Source organism: Kribbella sp. NPDC000426 (assembly GCF_040300265.1).
Classification (GTDB): domain Bacteria; phylum Actinomycetota; class Actinomycetes; order Propionibacteriales; family Kribbellaceae; genus Kribbella.
Window position 1 is genome coordinate 245,523 of sequence record NZ_JBEPDK010000008.1, and the last position, 15,053, is coordinate 260,575.

The following is a 15,053-nucleotide window of genomic DNA, read 5'->3' on the forward strand; positions in this document are numbered from 1 at the left end:
GGATCGATAGTTACATTGCCACTAGTGTCACTGCAACTAATTTCGAGTTGACTCGGTGACGGCGTACCAGCCGATCAACAAGTGCACGGGGATGCCGTCGGGGTCGTCGTCTTCGAGGTCGTCGAACTCTGCTTGGAGGGCGAGAAGTCGGCGGCGGAACTCGGCGGCGCGGGTGCGGCTGACGTTGGCGACCATGCCGCGACCGACCAGCAGGCCCAGGGGTGTTTCAGCCTCTGCGCCGATCGGGACCCGGCCGGCGGCCAGGTTGGTCACCAGTTCGGCGCGGAACTCGCTGAAGAGTGCCGAGAGAGTGTCGGCGAACTCCGCGGATGCCGCCTCGTCGGTGACCAGGTCGCGGCTGATGCTGAAGTCGAGCTGGGCGGTCTGGTAGCGCTGCTCCTGGATGCCTGAGACCAGCCGTGTCTCCGCTACCCGGATCAGTTCGGCCGCCTCGAGTTGCTTGAGATGGCGGTAGAGCTTCGTCTGCGGCTCGCCGAGAGCGGCCGCGAGCTCCTTGGCCGACATCACCGGCGGCGCGGAGCGGTCGCCGCTCATCAGCAGGCGGAGGATCGCGACCCGGGTCGGGTCCGACAGGGCCCGCATCGTCTCGACGTCGGTGATCGCCCGGACCGGCTGCGGCTCCTGCATCGTGACTCCTTCTGGTTTACGCCTTGCGCAATGTTCGCACATCTGCAAATGTTCACGCCAACGTGAATATGTGGGAGTCGAGATGGACAACGAACAGCTGGAGCGCTTCGCCGACCTGGTCGTCCGCGTCGGCGTGAACGTGCAACCCGGCCAGGGCGTCGTGGTGAACGGGGATATCGCCCAGGCCGAGATCGCCCGGGCAGTCGTCGAGCAGGCGTACGTCGCCGGCGCCAAGTGGGTCGAGGTGCTCTGGACCGACGGCCACGTCCGCCGGTCGGACCTGGTCCACTCCGACCTCGAGACGCTGTCGGCCGACCGGCCCTGGTCACTCGAGCGCATCCGCGGCTGGGTGGAGGAGGGCATCGCCACGATCGCCCTGACCGGCACGCCGGACTCGGGGCTGTACGCCGGGATCGACCCCGCACGCGTGGCCGCCGTACGGAGGCAGGAGATGTCCGCCCGGCAGCAGGCGGTCATGAGTGGACGCTGGCGCTGGACCGTGATCGCCGCGCCGAACGCCGGCTGGGCCACGCAGGTGTACGGCGAACCCGACGTCGACCGGCTCTCGGACGCAGTCGCTCGGGCGATGCGCCTCGACGAGGCCGATCCGGTGGCCGCGTGGCGCGAGCGTTCCGCCGTACTGGCTGAGCGGTCTGCGGCCCTCGACAAGTTGCAGATCACCGAGCTCCACTACGCCGCTGAAGGCACCGACCTGACCGTCGGTCTGCTGCCCGACTGCCGCTGGACTGGCGGGTCCGTGACGGATCCGGCGGGGATCGCCTACCTGCCGAACATCCCGACCGAAGAGGTCTTCACCAGCCCCGATCGCCGGCGCGCGGACGGCGTCGCGCGGGTGACGAAGCCCGTCGTCATCGCTGGCCAACTCGTGGAGGGGCTGCGGCTCACCTTCGAGTCCGGCCGGATCACCGACGTGGAGGCGACGACCGGCGCCGACCTGGTCCGGGCCCAGCTCGATGTCGACCCCGGCGCCCGCAGCCTCGGCGAGGTCGCCCTGGTCGACAAGGACTCGAAGGTCGCCCAGGCGGGCATCGTCTTCCACAACACCTTGTTCGACGAGAACGCCGGCAGCCACATCGCCTGGGGGCAGAGTTTCCCGTTCGCCGTTGCCGACGGCATCCAGTTGACGCCGGACGAGCGAGCCGAGCGGGGGCTGAACAACGCGACCGTCCACACCGACGTCGTGGTCGGCGGCGACCGGCTGACGGTCACCGCCACGACCCCCGGCGGACCGGTCGTCCTCCTGCGTGACGACGTCTGGGTCCTGGGCGGCTGACGGTACCCTTTCCGCGTGAGCCTTGCCGTACGAGTGATCCCCTGCCTGGACGTCGACGCGGGCCGCGTCGTGAAGGGCGTGAACTTCGCCGACCTGCGCGACGCCGGCGACCCGGTCGAGATGGCCCAGGTGTACGACGCGGAGGGTGCCGACGAGCTCACGTTCCTCGACATCACTGCGTCGTCGGGTTCGCGCGAGACGACGTACGACGTGGTCGGGCGGACCGCCGAGCAGGTGTTCATCCCGCTCACCGTGGGCGGCGGCGTCCGCGAGGTGACCGATGTCGACCGGCTGCTGCGCGCGGGCGCGGACAAGGTCGGCATCAACACCGGCGCGATCGCCCGGCCCGAGGTGATCCGCGAGATCGCGCACCGCTTCGGCAACCAGGTCCTGGTGCTGTCCCTCGACGTACGACGGTCCGCGGAGCAGTCGAGCGGGTTCGAGGTCACGACCCACGGCGGACGGAAGTCGGCCGGTTTGGACGCGATCGAGTGGGCGCGGCGCGGCTGTGAGTTGGGCGCGGGGGAGATCCTGCTGAACTCGATGGACGCCGACGGGACCAAGCAGGGGTTCGACCTGGAGCTGATCAAGGCGGTGCGCGCGGTGGTCGACGTACCGCTGATCGCCAGCGGGGGAGCGGGAGCGCCGGAGCACTTCCCGCCCGCGGTCCACGCCGGCGCGGACGCCGTCCTCGCGGCCAGCGTGTTCCACTTCGGCGACTTCCGGATCGCCGACGTCAAGAAGGCCCTCCGCGACGCCGGGATCGTGGTCCGGTGAGTATGCAAGTAGAGCGGTCGGAGGAGCTGGTTGCGGCGATCGAGCAGGAGCTGTCCGCGCTGTTCCGCCGTTCACGCTCGGCCTCGCTTCGGCTGGCCCGGCGAGTTCACCCCGAAATGGATGCGGCCGGCTACGCGCTGATCTCCCAGATCGAGATGGGCACCGGCAGCGGCGCCGGCGTCCGCGCCTCCGACGTCGCCCAGGTCCTCGGCCTCGACAAGTCGACCGTCAGCCGCGGCATCACCCAGCTGGAGAACCTCGGCCTGATCGAACGCGTCGGCGACCCCGACGACGGCCGCGCCCGCCTCCTCCGCCTCACCACCACCGGCGCCGAACGCTACGAAGCCATGCGCACCCAACGCCAAACCGAGTTCCGCGCCATCCTCGACCGCTGGAACCCCACCGACCTCTCCGCCCTAGCCCGCCTCCTAGCCCGCCTAAACACCGACCTCGGCTAAGGTCTCGCCGCCTACGGCGCTCGGCTGGTACGGCGCTCGGCTGGTACGGCTCTCGGCTGGTACGGCTCTCGCCGTACGGCGCTCACCTCGTGCAGCGCTCACGCGGTACGGCGCTCGGCTCGTGCAGATGCGCTCGCCTCGTACAGCGCTCTCGCCTCGTGCAGGGCTCGGCTCGTGGAGCGCTCACGCCGTACGGCGCCGGGTTGGTGGTCGCCGGCTCGCTGTGGACATCTCAGGGGTCAGCCCCTCGGTTCGTGGGTTAGGCCCCATGAATCTGGCTGTCGAACCCACCGGCTGAGGGGTTGACCCCTGAGATGTTCACGGGTGGTGGGTGGCGGGCGGTGGTGTGGTGGTGGGTTGCTTCGGGGTGGGTTGCTGCTGGTGAGCGGTTTTCCACAGGGTGTGCATATGGTTGTGGAAACCAACTATTTGGGTATATAGTTGGGTTATGCAACTAGCTCAGCAACCCCTCGTCCCGGGGGTAGAGCGGGACGTGCCGGCGCAGGAGGTTCTTGAAGGGGTCAGTTCGCTGATCCGTGCGGTGCGGTGTATCGAACACCGGCATCTGATGCCCGACAGCGGGCTGCGGCGGTCCGACGCGAGTGTGCTCAAGATCCTGCACAAGGGCGGCGAGCAGCGCGGCGGGGAGATTGCGGCCAAGCTCGGCGTCGACGCGTCGGTGGTGAGCCGGCAGGTGGCGGCGCTGGAGGCCGACGGACTGGTGAGCCGTCGACCCGACCCGGCCGATGCCCGGGTCGGGCTGGTCAGCCTGGCGCCCGCCGGAAAAGCCCAGCTGGAGGCCCTCTACTCGTCCTACACCCAGCACCTTCGTGCCGCCCTGGCGGATCTCGACGACGACGCGCTGCTCACCGCTGCGGAGACGATGCAGCGGATCGCGCACGCCATCACCGAGGTCAACCAGGTCGTGAGGCGCACCCAATCGACTGGAGACTGATGACTGTCACCGAGACCCGACGCGCCACGCCCGGCACGCCGGAACTCACCCACCGCGAGATCCTCGAGATCCTGATCGGCCTGCTCGCCGCGCTGTTCACGGCGATGCTGAGCTCGACGATCGTCAGCAATGCCCTGCCGACGATCATCGCCGACCTCGAGGGCTCCCAGACGCAGTACACCTGGGTGCTCACCGCGAGCCTGCTGGCCACCACGGTGTCCACCCCGATCTGGGGCAAGCTCGCGGACCTGGTGAGCAAGAAACTGCTGGTCCAGCTGGCGATCTCGGTCTTCGTGATCGGGTCCGCGCTGGCCGGCCTGTCCCACAGCGTGCCGTTCCTGATCGGCGCCCGCGTCCTGCAGGGCCTCGCGATGGGCGGTCTGATGGCGCTGGCCCAGGCCATCATCGGCGCCGCGATCCCACCCCGGTCGCGGGGCCGGTACTCGGGCTACATGGGTGCGGTGATGGCGGTCGCGACCGTCAGCGGTCCGCTCATCGGCGGCGTCATCGTCGACACCTCGTGGCTCGGCTGGCGCTGGTGTTTCTACGTCTGCGTCCCGCTGGCCGTGGTCAGCCTGGTGATCCTGCAGAAGTACCTGCACCTGCCGATGATCAAGCGTGAGGTCCGCATCGACTACGTCGGCGCCGTCCTGATCAGCATCGCGGCCAGCCTGCCGCTGCTGTGGGTGACCTTCGCCGGCACGGACTTCGCCTGGATGTCGTTGCAGTCCGCGCTGTTCGTCGGGGGCACGCTGCTCGTCGGGTTCCTCGCGGTCGTGGTCGAGAACCGGGTGAAGGAGCCGCTGGTCCCGCTCAAGGTCGTCCGCGAGCGGACCACTGCACTGGCGATCGTCGCCAGCCTCGCCGTCGGCGTCGCGATGTTCGGCAGCGCGCTGTTCCTCGGGCAGTACTTCCAGATCGCTCGCGGCTACAGCCCGACCGAGGCCGGTCTGCTGACGATCCCGATGATGCTCGGATCGTTCTTCGGCTCGGCGGGCTCCGGCCAGCTGATCACGCGTTACGGCAAGTGGAAGCGGTACCTGGTCTCGGGCGGCGTACTGCTGCTCGTCGGCTTGCTGATCCTCGGCACGATCGACCACACCTCGCCGTACTGGTACGTCGGACTCGGCATGCTGGCGATGGGTCTCGGTATGGGCATGACCATGCAGAACCTCGTCCTCGCCGTACAGAACACCGTCGACGTGCGGGAGATCGGCGCGTCAAGTGCGACCGTGGCGTTCTTCCGCAGCCTGGGCGGTGCGGTCGGCGTGTCCGCGCTGGGCGCTGTCCTGGCGGCTCACGTGAAGAGCCTGATCGTGGCAGGTCTGCTCGCCGGTCCGGGCGGTGCCGAGGCGGCGCGAAAGCTGCAGGAGGGCGGTTCCGGCAGCACGAGCCTGCTCGACGTCGGTCACCTGCCGCCGCAGCTCGCGGAGCTGGTGCGGCAGTCGTACGGCGACGCGACCGGCCGGATCTTCCTGATCGCGGCCGCGTGTGCCGTGGTCGCGCTGATCGCGGTGCTGTTCATCAAGGAGGTCCCGCTCCGCAAGACCGTCAGCAAGGTCGACGTAGAGGACCTGGTCGACAGCAGCGTGCACGACTAGACCTCGGGAGGCTCCAGGCCGGTCAGTTCGCGGGTGCGGATGATCGGTGAGCCGATCAGCCACAGCACGGCAAGCAGGCCGCCGGCGGCGGACACGAGGAGGGTTTCGCGGACACCGATCCAGGTGCCGAGGAACCCTCCGACGACCGCGCCGAGCGGCCTGATGCCGTAGTTGATACTGCTGAACGCGCCGACGACCCGGCTCCGCATGTGGTCGTGGGTGACCGCTGCCTGCAGTGAATTCAGCGGTACGTCGAAGCACATCACCGCGAACGCGGCCACGAACTCGCCCGCGGCGAGCGCGGCGGCGCGCATCCAGACGGGTCCGTGCGCGAGCAGGACGAACGCCATCCCGCCGGGGAACACCACCGCGCCGGCCGCGATCACCCGGCCGGCGCCGAAGATCCGGCTCAGCGGTGCCGCGCAGACCGCGCCGAGCAGTCCGCCCGACGCGCCGATGCCGAAGGCCAGGCCGATGACCCCGGCGGACAGTCCGAGCTCACGGCTGGCGAACAGGATCAGCAGTGCCATCCCGATCAGGTTGAAGAAGTTGACCGTGGTCGCCGCGCCCAGGCTGCGGCTCAGGTATGGATGCTTCAGCACGTAGCGCATGCCGACCCGGGCCCGTTCGAGGAACGGCTCGGTGGACTCCTCGTGCGCGCCCGGCGTGACCTTCAGCCGGCTGATCTGGACCGCCGAGAACACGAACGACAGTGCATCGGCGAGAACCGCGACCGGTGCGGTCAGCGCTTGGACCAGCAGGCCGCCGACGGCCGGTCCGCCCATGAACGAGATCGACCGGGTCGCGGAGATCTTGGTGTTCGCCTCGAGGAACTGGTCCCGATCGACCAGCCGGACGAAGAACGCCGCGTACGCCGTCCCGAACAGGACTCCCGCCGTACCGGCCAGGATCGCGATCGCGTAGAGCTGGCCGAGCGTCAGGACGCCGAGCCAGTACGCCACCGGCAACGACAGGAGCAGGATGCTGCGGGAGAGGTCGGCGATGATCATCAGCCGGCGTTTGTCCCGGCGATGATCGACCCAGGTGCCGATGAACAACGACACGACGTTCGGCAGCCAGACCGCGGCGGTCAGAAAACCGACCTGGCTGGGGGAGGCGTCGAGCAGCGTGACCGCGATCAGCGGCAGCGCGAGCTCGGTGATGCGGTCGCCGAACTCGGAGACGGTCTGCGCAGACCAGAACGTCCGGAACCGGCGGTCGCGCCAGAGACTCGTGGCGGCGAGCGTGCTCATTGCGATTCCGTTGCTTCAGGCAAGGAGATCCGGACGTAGCGAACCGGATGGGCATCGGCGGGGGATTGGTCGGCGTCGCGGCGCTGGACGTACGGCGCGAACAGCTGCTCGATCGCGGACTCGAGCTCCTCGGCCTCGTCGGGCGTGATGACCAGCAGCGTGTTCGCCGAGCCGGCTAGCCGGCTCCACTCCGGAGCGAGGTGCGGCTCGGTCTCCACGAGCCAGTTCTGCGCTGTCTCGAGCGCCTGGTTCATCAGCTCGGCCCGGAGCAGACGGCCGGCCTCCGCGCCTTCCGGCGTGTCCGGCATCGCGTACCGGAAGCCGTGGGCGACCGCGCTCCACCAGCGTTGGCGCCGGTCCGAGCCGGTCGGCGGCGGGCCGTCGACGACCAGGCCGAAGCCGGCGAGATGTCGGAGGTGCCAGCTGGTGACGGACGGCGAGGCGCCGACATGCTCCGACAGTTGGGTGGCTGTGGCCGGGCCGTTCTTCTGCAGGTAGCTGAGCGCAGCGAGCCGGACCGGATGCGCCAGCGCGCGCATCGCCTGCGGGTCGGTGATCTCGAAATCGCCGTACGGATTTCTGAGAGACATGTTTCGAGAGTAATCTCTCAGATCTCCGGGAGGCAACCTCTGTCGCCGGTCCGGGTACGGCGGGACACTGAGGGGGTGGACGACCGAAGGGCGGATATCGCCGCCCTGTACCGGCAGACCTGGCCGCGGCTGATCGGCGTACTGGTGTCGATCGGCGGCTCGCGCTTGGACGCCGAGCTGGTGGCGCAGGACGCGTACGCCCGGCTGCTCGGGCGCTGGGACGCGATCCGCCGGTTCGAGGATCCGGAGGCGTGGGTGCGCGGGGTCGCCGTCCGGACGATGGTCGGCCGGTTGCGTCGTCGTGAGGTGGTTCCCCGGTTGGTGGGGCGGCTCTTCGGTGGTCCGGTGCAGGTGGATGCGTCAGCCGGCGATGTCGCGGCCGCGTTGGCCGGGATGACGCCGGAGCAGCGGGCGGTCGTCGTACTGCATGACGTGATGGAGTTGCCGGTCGAGCAGATCGCGCAGGACCTGGAGCTCCCGGTCGGTGGGGTCAACGCGCGGTTGGCGCGGGCGCGGCGGGCACTCGGGCGGGTGCTCGAGGATGCGTGACCAGCTGGTCGGGTACGTCGACGAGCGGACGCCGGACGAGGCGCCGCCGTTCGAGGAGCTCGAGCGGGCCGCCCGCGAGCTGCGGCGGCGACGGTACGTCGTGTCGGCCGCGGTGATCGCGATCGTGATCGTGGCCGGGATCGCCGGCGTACTCGGGTATCCGAGCGCCGGGACCGAGCCGACCCTCGGGCTGGAAGCGCCGACGTACACGGTCGACGGGCCGGCGCCGCAGCAGTACAAGCTGGGTACGACGGTGATCCTGCTCCGGGGCGAGATCGCGGTGACGTCGGCGCAACTCGATCCGGATCACCTCTCCGTGCTGACCGTCGGCGTCGAACCGGACGAGGTCGCGATCGAGCCGTGCCAGCCGAACACGGTCGTGCGGATCCTGTCCCAGGACGGCGGGTCGGTGCGGATCGCGGCGTTCCGGTACGGCATCGCGCCGGACCAGAACGAAGGTCACCAGTGCAACAACCCCGGGCCCGCGCCGACGACTCTGCAAGTCGAGCTGAACACACCGCTCGGGAACCGGACGGTGTACGCCGGTACGACCGGTGAACGCGTTGTGCTGAAGGGGCGTGGCTGCCTCAGGCCGGCCGGGTCGTTCGCTGCCAGATGTCGCTGATCAGGTCGGGGCGCATGCCGACGCCGGTGTAGAGCGCGACCGCGGGGGTGGGGTTGCTGGAGTCGACGTGCAGGATCGTGCCGTCGCGTCCGGCTGCCGCGTCGGTGGCGAACGCGGTACGGAGCAGGAACTTGGCGAGACCGCGTCCGCGTGCGGCCGGTACGACGGCGAGGCGGCCGACGTACCCGCAGTTGTCGGTGCTGACGAAGTTGTCGTTGCACTCGGTCATGCCGACCGGTTGCCCGTCCAGCTCCACGATCGTCACCTGCGACCAGTCGAACGTCGAACGGCTCTCCCGCGACGCCACCCATTCGTCGAACGGCCGCGGCAACGCACCCGGCTGCTCCTTGAACCCCTCCATCAACACCCCGTGCGCCGCCCGTTTGCTCGCCTCGTCCACGGCTCCCCGCCGTACGACGACCCCCGCGGGCGTGACGGGTGCCTCCACGGCACCGTCGAACCCGATCCGCATCCGCTGCACGGAAGTCCCCACTGCATACCCGCGCGCCCGCAGCACCTCAGGCAGCAGCGTGTCGTGCCGAATCACGCCCACCCGCACCACAACCTCACCACCGGCACGGGTTTCGGCTTGGTTCAGGAGCCAATCGAGGATGGCTGGGTTTTCGCTCAGGATGTCTACGTTTACGTGGGTGGGGGTTGTGACGGCGGTGGCTGAGCCGGCGAACTGGTCGTTGGGGTCGAGGACCAGCCAGCCGTCGGTTGTGAGGTTGATGGCGGGGTCGCGGAGGTAGTTGGCGACGTCTTCGGGGCTGTGTTTGGGGAAGCCCAGGAGGGCGGAGGTGTAGGCCGCGGACCGCTCGGCGATCAGGGGCGCGTCTTCGAGGAGCATCGAACGAGAGGTGTAGCCCGCGGGAAGACTCATGCGGTGACCTCGCGGCGCAGGACCTCCATCACCAGGACGGCCTGCATGCCGACCGACAGGTACACGCCGAGGGCGGGTGTCGGGTTGTTGGTGTCGACGTGGAGGATCGTGCCGGCCCGGCCCGCGGCCGCGTCGAGTGCGAACTGGTCGCGCAGCAGGAACTTCGCCAGGCCCTTCCCGCGCGCCCTCTCCAGCACCCCCAGCCGGCCGATGTACCCGCAGTTCTCGTCCTCGACGAACTGGTTCGTGCACGACCGCATCGCCACGACCTCGCCATCGAGCTCGAGCAGCGTCAGCTGCGACCAGTCGAACGCCGAGAAGTTCTCCTGCGCCGCATGCCACTCCTCGAACGACCGCGGCGTGAACCCGAACTGCCCCTCGAAACTCTCGTTCAGTACGGCGTGCCCCGCGCGCCGGCTCTCCTCGTCCGGCGCACCCCGCCGTACCGTCACCCCGGCCGGAACCTCCGGCGCGGCGACCGGCCCGGCGTGATCGATCCGCATCCGGTGGAACGTCGTACCGGGCTGGAAACCGTATCCGGCAAGGCGATCCCGGCGCGCGGCATCAGCCTGGTAGTTGACCGCGTCCAGCTGGACCGCGGAGTGCCCGTACGTGCGAGCGAACTCCGCCGTACGCCCGAGAATCCGCTCGAGCAGATAGGTCTCGACGTCGAGGTCCATGGTGACCAGATCCAGGTCCACCTGCCGATGATCGCCTTTGCCGAACACCGCGCCGTACCCGACCAGCCGGTCGGCGTCGAACACCAGCCACCCGTCGGTCTCCGGCTCGAACCCGGGCTCGCTGAGCTGGTCCTCCGCGTCCTCCAGGGTGAAGTCGGCGAAGCCGACCACCGAGGTGTTGTAGGCCGACACCAGCTCGAGGAACGCTTCCGCGTCCTCCTTCGCCGGCGGACGGACGGTGTACGACGATGGCAGTACGGCGGTCATGCACTCATGGTGGTGAACGACCGCCGCACTGTCCAAGGTATTAGCACTGGTAGAGGCCGCCGGTCTCGTTGTTCATGTAGCCCGCGTAGGCGTACCCGATCTCCTGGGTGGGGATGCCGGTGTAGACCTTGTAGTACTCCTCTCCGCCGGCGCCGTACAGCCAGCAGGCCAATCGCAGTCGCTGGGACTGTTCGCACGGGTACATGAGGTCGTCCGTCGCGAGGTCGGGCCGCCACCGGACGTAGAACTCGATCCGGCAATTCGCGAAGACGTCGTCATCCATGACGGCTGCGGTGGTTGCTGCGGTGGTTGCGGTGGTGGTTGCGGTGCCGGCCGGAGCCGCGAGCGCGGGCGTTGTCCAGGCGCAGGCGGCCAGAGCGATTCCGCCGATCGCGGTGGCGGCGAGTCGGGCGCGGAGCTTGGTCATCGGCTATGTCCTTCCACGAGAGTGTTCTTGGTTGCTGCACCCATCGTGGTCGGACGGTCACCCAGCCGAACAGCGCACGAACCGGTCATCTATGACCGGTTGTGAGCCGCTCCTCCAGTTGGCCGGCCTCGTCGTCGCGACCGTGCTGCCGGTACAGCTCCAGCGCTTCCCGCCACACCGCGACGGCCTGATCGCGATCGCCCATCGCGTCGTACGTCCGACCGAGCCGATCGAGCGTGTCGGCGATCTCGGGGGAGTTGTCGAGGTCGCGATAGATGCCGAGGGCATCGAGGTAGTACTGGACGGCCGCGGCGTGCCGGCCGGTGCCGTGAGCGATGAGGCCGAGGCTGTCCAGAGTCTGCGCCGCTCCGTTCACGTCCTGATGCCGCCGGTACAGCTCGAGGGCCGCCTGGCAGTGCTCGCGGGCCATGCCGTACTTGCCGAGCCGGACGGCGAACCAGCCGACTGCGTTGAGCGCATCAGCTTCCTTGATCGGCTGGCCGAGACCCTGGAAGAGCTCGAGTGCACGTTCGGCATGCGCCAGGGCCTTGTCGCCGTCGGGCGAAACGGACGCGAGGGTGTAGTGCGCCTGGGCCTGCAGTGCGCGGTCGTTCTGCTGCTCGCTCAGGGCGAGCGCTTGGTTGAGCGCTTCGACGGCTTCCTGCTGGTGTCCGAGCACGACGTGTGCGCGGCCGAGCCACCGATAGGTGAGGATCTGGGCGGCCGGGTCGGGCAGCAGGGCCGCGGAGTCGACCGCGATCTTCCACGCGGCGAGCTGATGGTCACGATGCCCTCGCCGGTAGTGGAAGTCGTTGAGCGCCCAGGCTAGTTGCCACGCCGTCTCGTGCAGTCCGTGTGTGGCGGCAGCGTGCTGGGCGGCGAGCAGGTTGCGGTGCTCGGTCTCGAACCAGTCCATCGCGGCCGGGATGTCAGGCAACTCCTCCGGCTGAACGCCGGGGATGGGCGGGGCGAGTTCGATGGGTGGACGATGTGTGTCCAGGAGGCGGGCGCCGGCGTAGGCCGTGTGGTTGTAGTGGTCGAGTACGCGCTGCAGCGCGGTTGCCCTCGCCTCGTCGGTCAGGTCGTCGGCGGTTGTTGCGTACCGGCGTACCAGGTCGTGCATGCGGTAACGGCCGCCGGCGTCCCGGCTGATGAGCGAGGCCTGCTCCAGCCTGCGCAGTACGGTCCGGGTCCGGCTCTGGCCGCGCCCGGTGAGGCTGGCGGCGGCAGCCAGGCCGACGTCGGGTCCGGGCGCGATCGCGATCAGCCCGAACACTTCGGCCTCGTCGTCGGTCAGCGCACGGTAGGACAGGGAGAGCGCCGCGGGCAGGCTCGCGGCGGGGTCGGTGTCGTCGAGTACGTCGAGGGTGCCGCCACGCAACTCGTCCGCGACCTCGGCCAGGGACAGGTGCGGGTCGAGATGAGCCCGGCCGGCGATGATGCTGAGAGCCAGTGGGAAGCCGCCGCACAGGCTGACGAGTTCGTCCTGCGCCACGGACTCGGACCGCAGCCGTGAGGCGCCGAGCCGGGCGGTGAGCAGGGCATGGGCCTCGGCGTCGGTGAGGATGTCGACGGACAGGTGCTGCGCGCCTTGTCCGGTGAGTAGACCGGACAGCTGGTTGCGGCTCGTGATCACGACGGTGCCGGTGCCGGGAAGCAGCGGAGTGACCTGTGCCGTGTCGGCGGCATTGTCGAGCACGACCAGCATCCGCTTGCCGGCCACGAGGCTGCGGAACAGAGCCGCTTGCGCATGCGGGGCGAGTGGGATGCGGTCCGGTTCAACGCCGAGTGCGTCAAGGAAACCGCGCAACGCGACGCCAGGGTCCATCGGATCGCTGTCCGGGCTGAAGCCCTGAAGATCGACGAAAAGCTGCCCGTCAGGGAAGCGTTCGGTACTGCGATGAGCCCACTCCAGCGCCAGCCAGGACTTCCCGACGCCGCCGGTCCCGACCAGCGCACAGATCTCCACACCGCCCGAGCCGGACGCGGCGGGTTGAAGCGCGGCGTCCAGCTGGGCGAGCTGGTCGACCCGCCCCACGAACGAGGTCGGTGCGGCGGGCAGCTGGCGCGGGACCGGCGCTGGGGCCGGGGCAGGCTCGGCGACCCCCGCCGCCGCGGCCAGCAGTTCGTCCAGTTCGGACGGCTGCAGGTCGAGCGCGGCGGCGAGTCGCCGTACCGACGCCAGTTGTGGGTTGCGGCGGGTGCCGGTCTCCATCCCGCGGATCGTGCTGACCGACACGCCGGAACGGTCGGACAGCACCTCCTGGGTCAGACCGGCCCGTAGCCGGAACTGACGAACGGCGGCGGCGAAATGATCTCCCACACCGCCGTTCTATCAGCACGATCGGTCACCAGCTGGTTACTCAGCAGGCCTTGTCCCACTCCAGGTCGCAGGTTGCCGGGGCGGTCTTCAACGTCTTGGCCGCGGCCGGGGGAGTGCCGTGGTCTGTCCACGAGGCGAGCGTGACGCCGACGGCGTCCTCGATGTCGCGGGGGCTGGACAGGTAGTTGTTGCTGATCATCGAGAAGACCAGTTTGCGGCCGTCTGCGTTGGACACGTAGCCGGACAAGGCCGTCACGCCGGTGAGCGATCCGGTCTTGCCGTGCAGGTTGTTCGCGGCCGGGGTGTTCTGCATCCGGCTGCGGAGTGTGCCGCCGACGAACCGTTCCGGGTTGCCGGCGATCGGCAGGGCGTCGTACCACTGCTGGAACCACGGCTCCTTGCGGGCGGCGATCAGGATGTCGGTGACCGCGTCACCGGTCACGTTCACCTTGCGGGACAGGCCGGAGCCGTCGGACAACCGGATCCGGCTGGTGTCGACGCCGACGCTCTTCGCGTAGTCGGTCACCACGTCCAGCCCGGCCGGCCAGCTGCCGTCGGCCTCGGCGACCGCGCCCATCGCCTTGACCAGCGTCTCGGCGTGCATGTTGTTCGACAGCTTGAGGAACGGCGTGAGCAGCTCGCCGACGGTCATCGACTCGTCCCGGGCCAGCCGGGCGGCGCCGGTCGGGGTGGCCGCGTTCTTGATGTGGCCGCTGACCGAGATGCCTTGCGCGGTGAGCGCGCGGCGGAACACGTCGGCGGCGTACAGCTCGGGCTCCCAGACGGTCGTCCACTCCTGGTCTACCGCGGCGCCGAGCGGGATCGAGCCGCTGACCCGGACGACGTTGGTGCCGTGGTCGCGCTCGACGCTGATGGTGTTGGAGGTCCCGGCCGCGCCGGTGGTCGCGGTGTTGACCAGCTTGATCGCGCCGGTCGCCGGGACCAGCGTCAGCCTGGCCGGTGCACCGGCGGCAGCGCCGGGGCGGCTCTCGACGATCGCCGTACCGGAGTCGTAGTCGGTGTTCGGAGCCAGCGTCAGCGCGGAGATCTGGGCGTTGTAGTAGAACGGCTCGTCGTCCCAGGCCCAGCTGTCACCGAGCCGGACGTGGTCGAAGTACGAGTCGTCCGCGATCAGGTCGCCGTCGACCCGCCGGACGCCGGCCGCCTTCAGCTGCTTGGCCAGGCCGACGTAGTCCGACTCCAGCGCGGTCGGGTCGCCGTACCCCTTCAGGTAGAGGTCACCGCGCAGCTTCCCACCGCGGACGGGTGCGGTGGCGAGTACGTCGGTGTGGAAGCGGTACGACGGGCCGAGCACGTGCATCGCGGCCGTCGAGGTGAACAGCTTGGTGTTCGAGGCGGGCAGCATCCGCTGGTCGCCGTTGCGGTCGTACAGCGTCTCGCCGGTGGTCGCGTCGCGGACCACGAGCGTGACCTGCGACCCGTCGTACCGGCTGTCGTTCAGCAGACCGTCGAGCCGCTGCTGCAGAGCCGTCTCTTGTACTGCGGCCGGCGCACTGACCGACTGACCCACCACGCCACCGGTCACGGCGGCGACGGCGGCCACCGCGGCGACCAACCCGCGCCCCGACACTCTCGGTAAATGACTCACGAGACACTCCCTCAAACCAGGCGGAAAACAACTAGCGGGAGTCAACACCTCCGAAGGCCCCGGGTCCAGGGATCAGCGGGATTGAGGGGTCGCGTTCCAGGTGAATCGATGGAA

At 69.3% G+C, this 15,053-nt stretch carries 15 protein-coding genes; 7 read left to right on the forward strand and 8 right to left on the reverse strand.

All coding sequences use genetic code 11. The features are described from left to right. Positions 1-36 precede the first annotated feature (36 nt). Positions 37-648, reverse strand: a complete 612-nt coding sequence (locus ABT313_RS35715) for an ArsR/SmtB family transcription factor (protein WP_350863077.1) — start codon at positions 646-648, stop codon at positions 37-39. 82 nt (positions 649-730) lie between these two features. On the opposite strand from ABT313_RS35715, the gene ABT313_RS35720 reads away from it, so the two are divergent. The 5 genes from ABT313_RS35720 (at position 731) to ABT313_RS35740 (ending at position 5,733) form a co-directional block, all read left to right on the forward strand. Next, on the forward strand, positions 731-1,942 hold the full coding sequence (locus ABT313_RS35720) for an aminopeptidase (protein ID WP_350863079.1): 1,212 nt from the start codon (positions 731-733) through the stop codon (positions 1,940-1,942). Between the two features lie 15 nt (positions 1,943-1,957). Beyond that, complete coding sequence (gene hisF / locus ABT313_RS35725; protein ID WP_350863082.1) at positions 1,958-2,719, forward strand: imidazole glycerol phosphate synthase subunit HisF; 762 nt, start codon at positions 1,958-1,960, stop codon at positions 2,717-2,719. Between the two features lie 2 nt (positions 2,720-2,721). Beyond that, positions 2,722-3,177: a MarR family winged helix-turn-helix transcriptional regulator gene (locus tag ABT313_RS35730; protein WP_350863813.1), complete on the forward strand. Its 456-nt coding sequence runs from the start codon at positions 2,722-2,724 to the stop codon at positions 3,175-3,177. 448 nt (positions 3,178-3,625) lie between these two features. After that, positions 3,626-4,132: a MarR family winged helix-turn-helix transcriptional regulator gene (locus tag ABT313_RS35735; protein WP_350863084.1), complete on the forward strand. Its 507-nt coding sequence runs from the start codon at positions 3,626-3,628 to the stop codon at positions 4,130-4,132. Then, entirely contained in the window at positions 4,132-5,733 is a 1,602-nt protein-coding gene (locus tag ABT313_RS35740) for an MDR family MFS transporter (protein WP_350863087.1), read from the forward strand. The genes ABT313_RS35735 and ABT313_RS35740 overlap by 1 nt, the downstream gene beginning before the upstream one ends. On the opposite strand, the gene ABT313_RS35745 is transcribed toward ABT313_RS35740, so the two are convergent. Together ABT313_RS35745 and ABT313_RS35750 are read right to left on the reverse strand one after the other, a co-directional pair. Then, entirely contained in the window at positions 5,730-6,986 is a 1,257-nt protein-coding gene (locus ABT313_RS35745; protein ID WP_350863090.1) for an MFS transporter, read from the reverse strand. The genes ABT313_RS35740 and ABT313_RS35745 overlap by 4 nt on opposite strands. Continuing rightward, positions 6,983-7,576: an ArsR family transcriptional regulator gene (locus ABT313_RS35750; RefSeq protein WP_350863093.1), complete on the reverse strand. Its 594-nt coding sequence runs from the start codon at positions 7,574-7,576 to the stop codon at positions 6,983-6,985. Before ABT313_RS35750 ends, ABT313_RS35745 begins: the two co-directional genes overlap by 4 nt. Positions 7,577-7,651: 75 nt before the next feature. Here ABT313_RS35750 and ABT313_RS35755 point away from each other — a divergent pair, with 75 nt between their 5' ends. After that, entirely contained in the window at positions 7,652-8,125 is a 474-nt protein-coding gene (locus tag ABT313_RS35755; protein WP_350863096.1) for a sigma factor-like helix-turn-helix DNA-binding protein, read from the forward strand. Continuing rightward, the gene (locus ABT313_RS35760) at positions 8,118-8,750 is read left to right on the forward strand and encodes a hypothetical protein (RefSeq protein WP_350863099.1); all 633 of its coding nucleotides are present in this window, start codon (positions 8,118-8,120) and stop codon (positions 8,748-8,750) included. Before ABT313_RS35755 ends, ABT313_RS35760 begins: the two co-directional genes overlap by 8 nt. Here the strand turns inward: ABT313_RS35760 and ABT313_RS35765 are convergent. The 5 genes from ABT313_RS35765 to dacB all read right to left on the reverse strand — a co-directional run bounded on the left by ABT313_RS35765 (position 8,713) and on the right by dacB (position 14,939). Beyond that, positions 8,713-9,633 carry a GNAT family N-acetyltransferase gene (locus ABT313_RS35765; protein WP_350863102.1) on the reverse strand — a complete coding sequence of 307 codons (921 nt, stop codon included), beginning with the start codon at positions 9,631-9,633 and terminating at the stop codon, positions 8,713-8,715. The genes ABT313_RS35760 and ABT313_RS35765 overlap by 38 nt on opposite strands. Continuing rightward, positions 9,630-10,580 carry a GNAT family N-acetyltransferase gene (locus ABT313_RS35770; protein ID WP_350863105.1) on the reverse strand — a complete coding sequence of 317 codons (951 nt, stop codon included), beginning with the start codon at positions 10,578-10,580 and terminating at the stop codon, positions 9,630-9,632. Before ABT313_RS35770 ends, ABT313_RS35765 begins: the two co-directional genes overlap by 4 nt. Positions 10,581-10,620: 40 nt before the next feature. Continuing rightward, a complete protein-coding gene (locus ABT313_RS35775; protein WP_350863108.1) occupies positions 10,621-11,007 on the reverse strand; it encodes a hypothetical protein in 387 nt (128 codons plus the stop codon). A gap of 85 nt (positions 11,008-11,092) precedes the next feature. Then, a complete protein-coding gene (locus ABT313_RS35780; protein ID WP_350863111.1) occupies positions 11,093-13,330 on the reverse strand; it encodes an ATP-binding protein in 2,238 nt (745 codons plus the stop codon). Between the two features lie 40 nt (positions 13,331-13,370). Then, on the reverse strand, positions 13,371-14,939 hold the full coding sequence (gene dacB, locus ABT313_RS35785; protein ID WP_350863114.1) for a D-alanyl-D-alanine carboxypeptidase/D-alanyl-D-alanine endopeptidase: 1,569 nt from the start codon (positions 14,937-14,939) through the stop codon (positions 13,371-13,373). Positions 14,940-15,053: the final 114 nt, after the last annotated feature.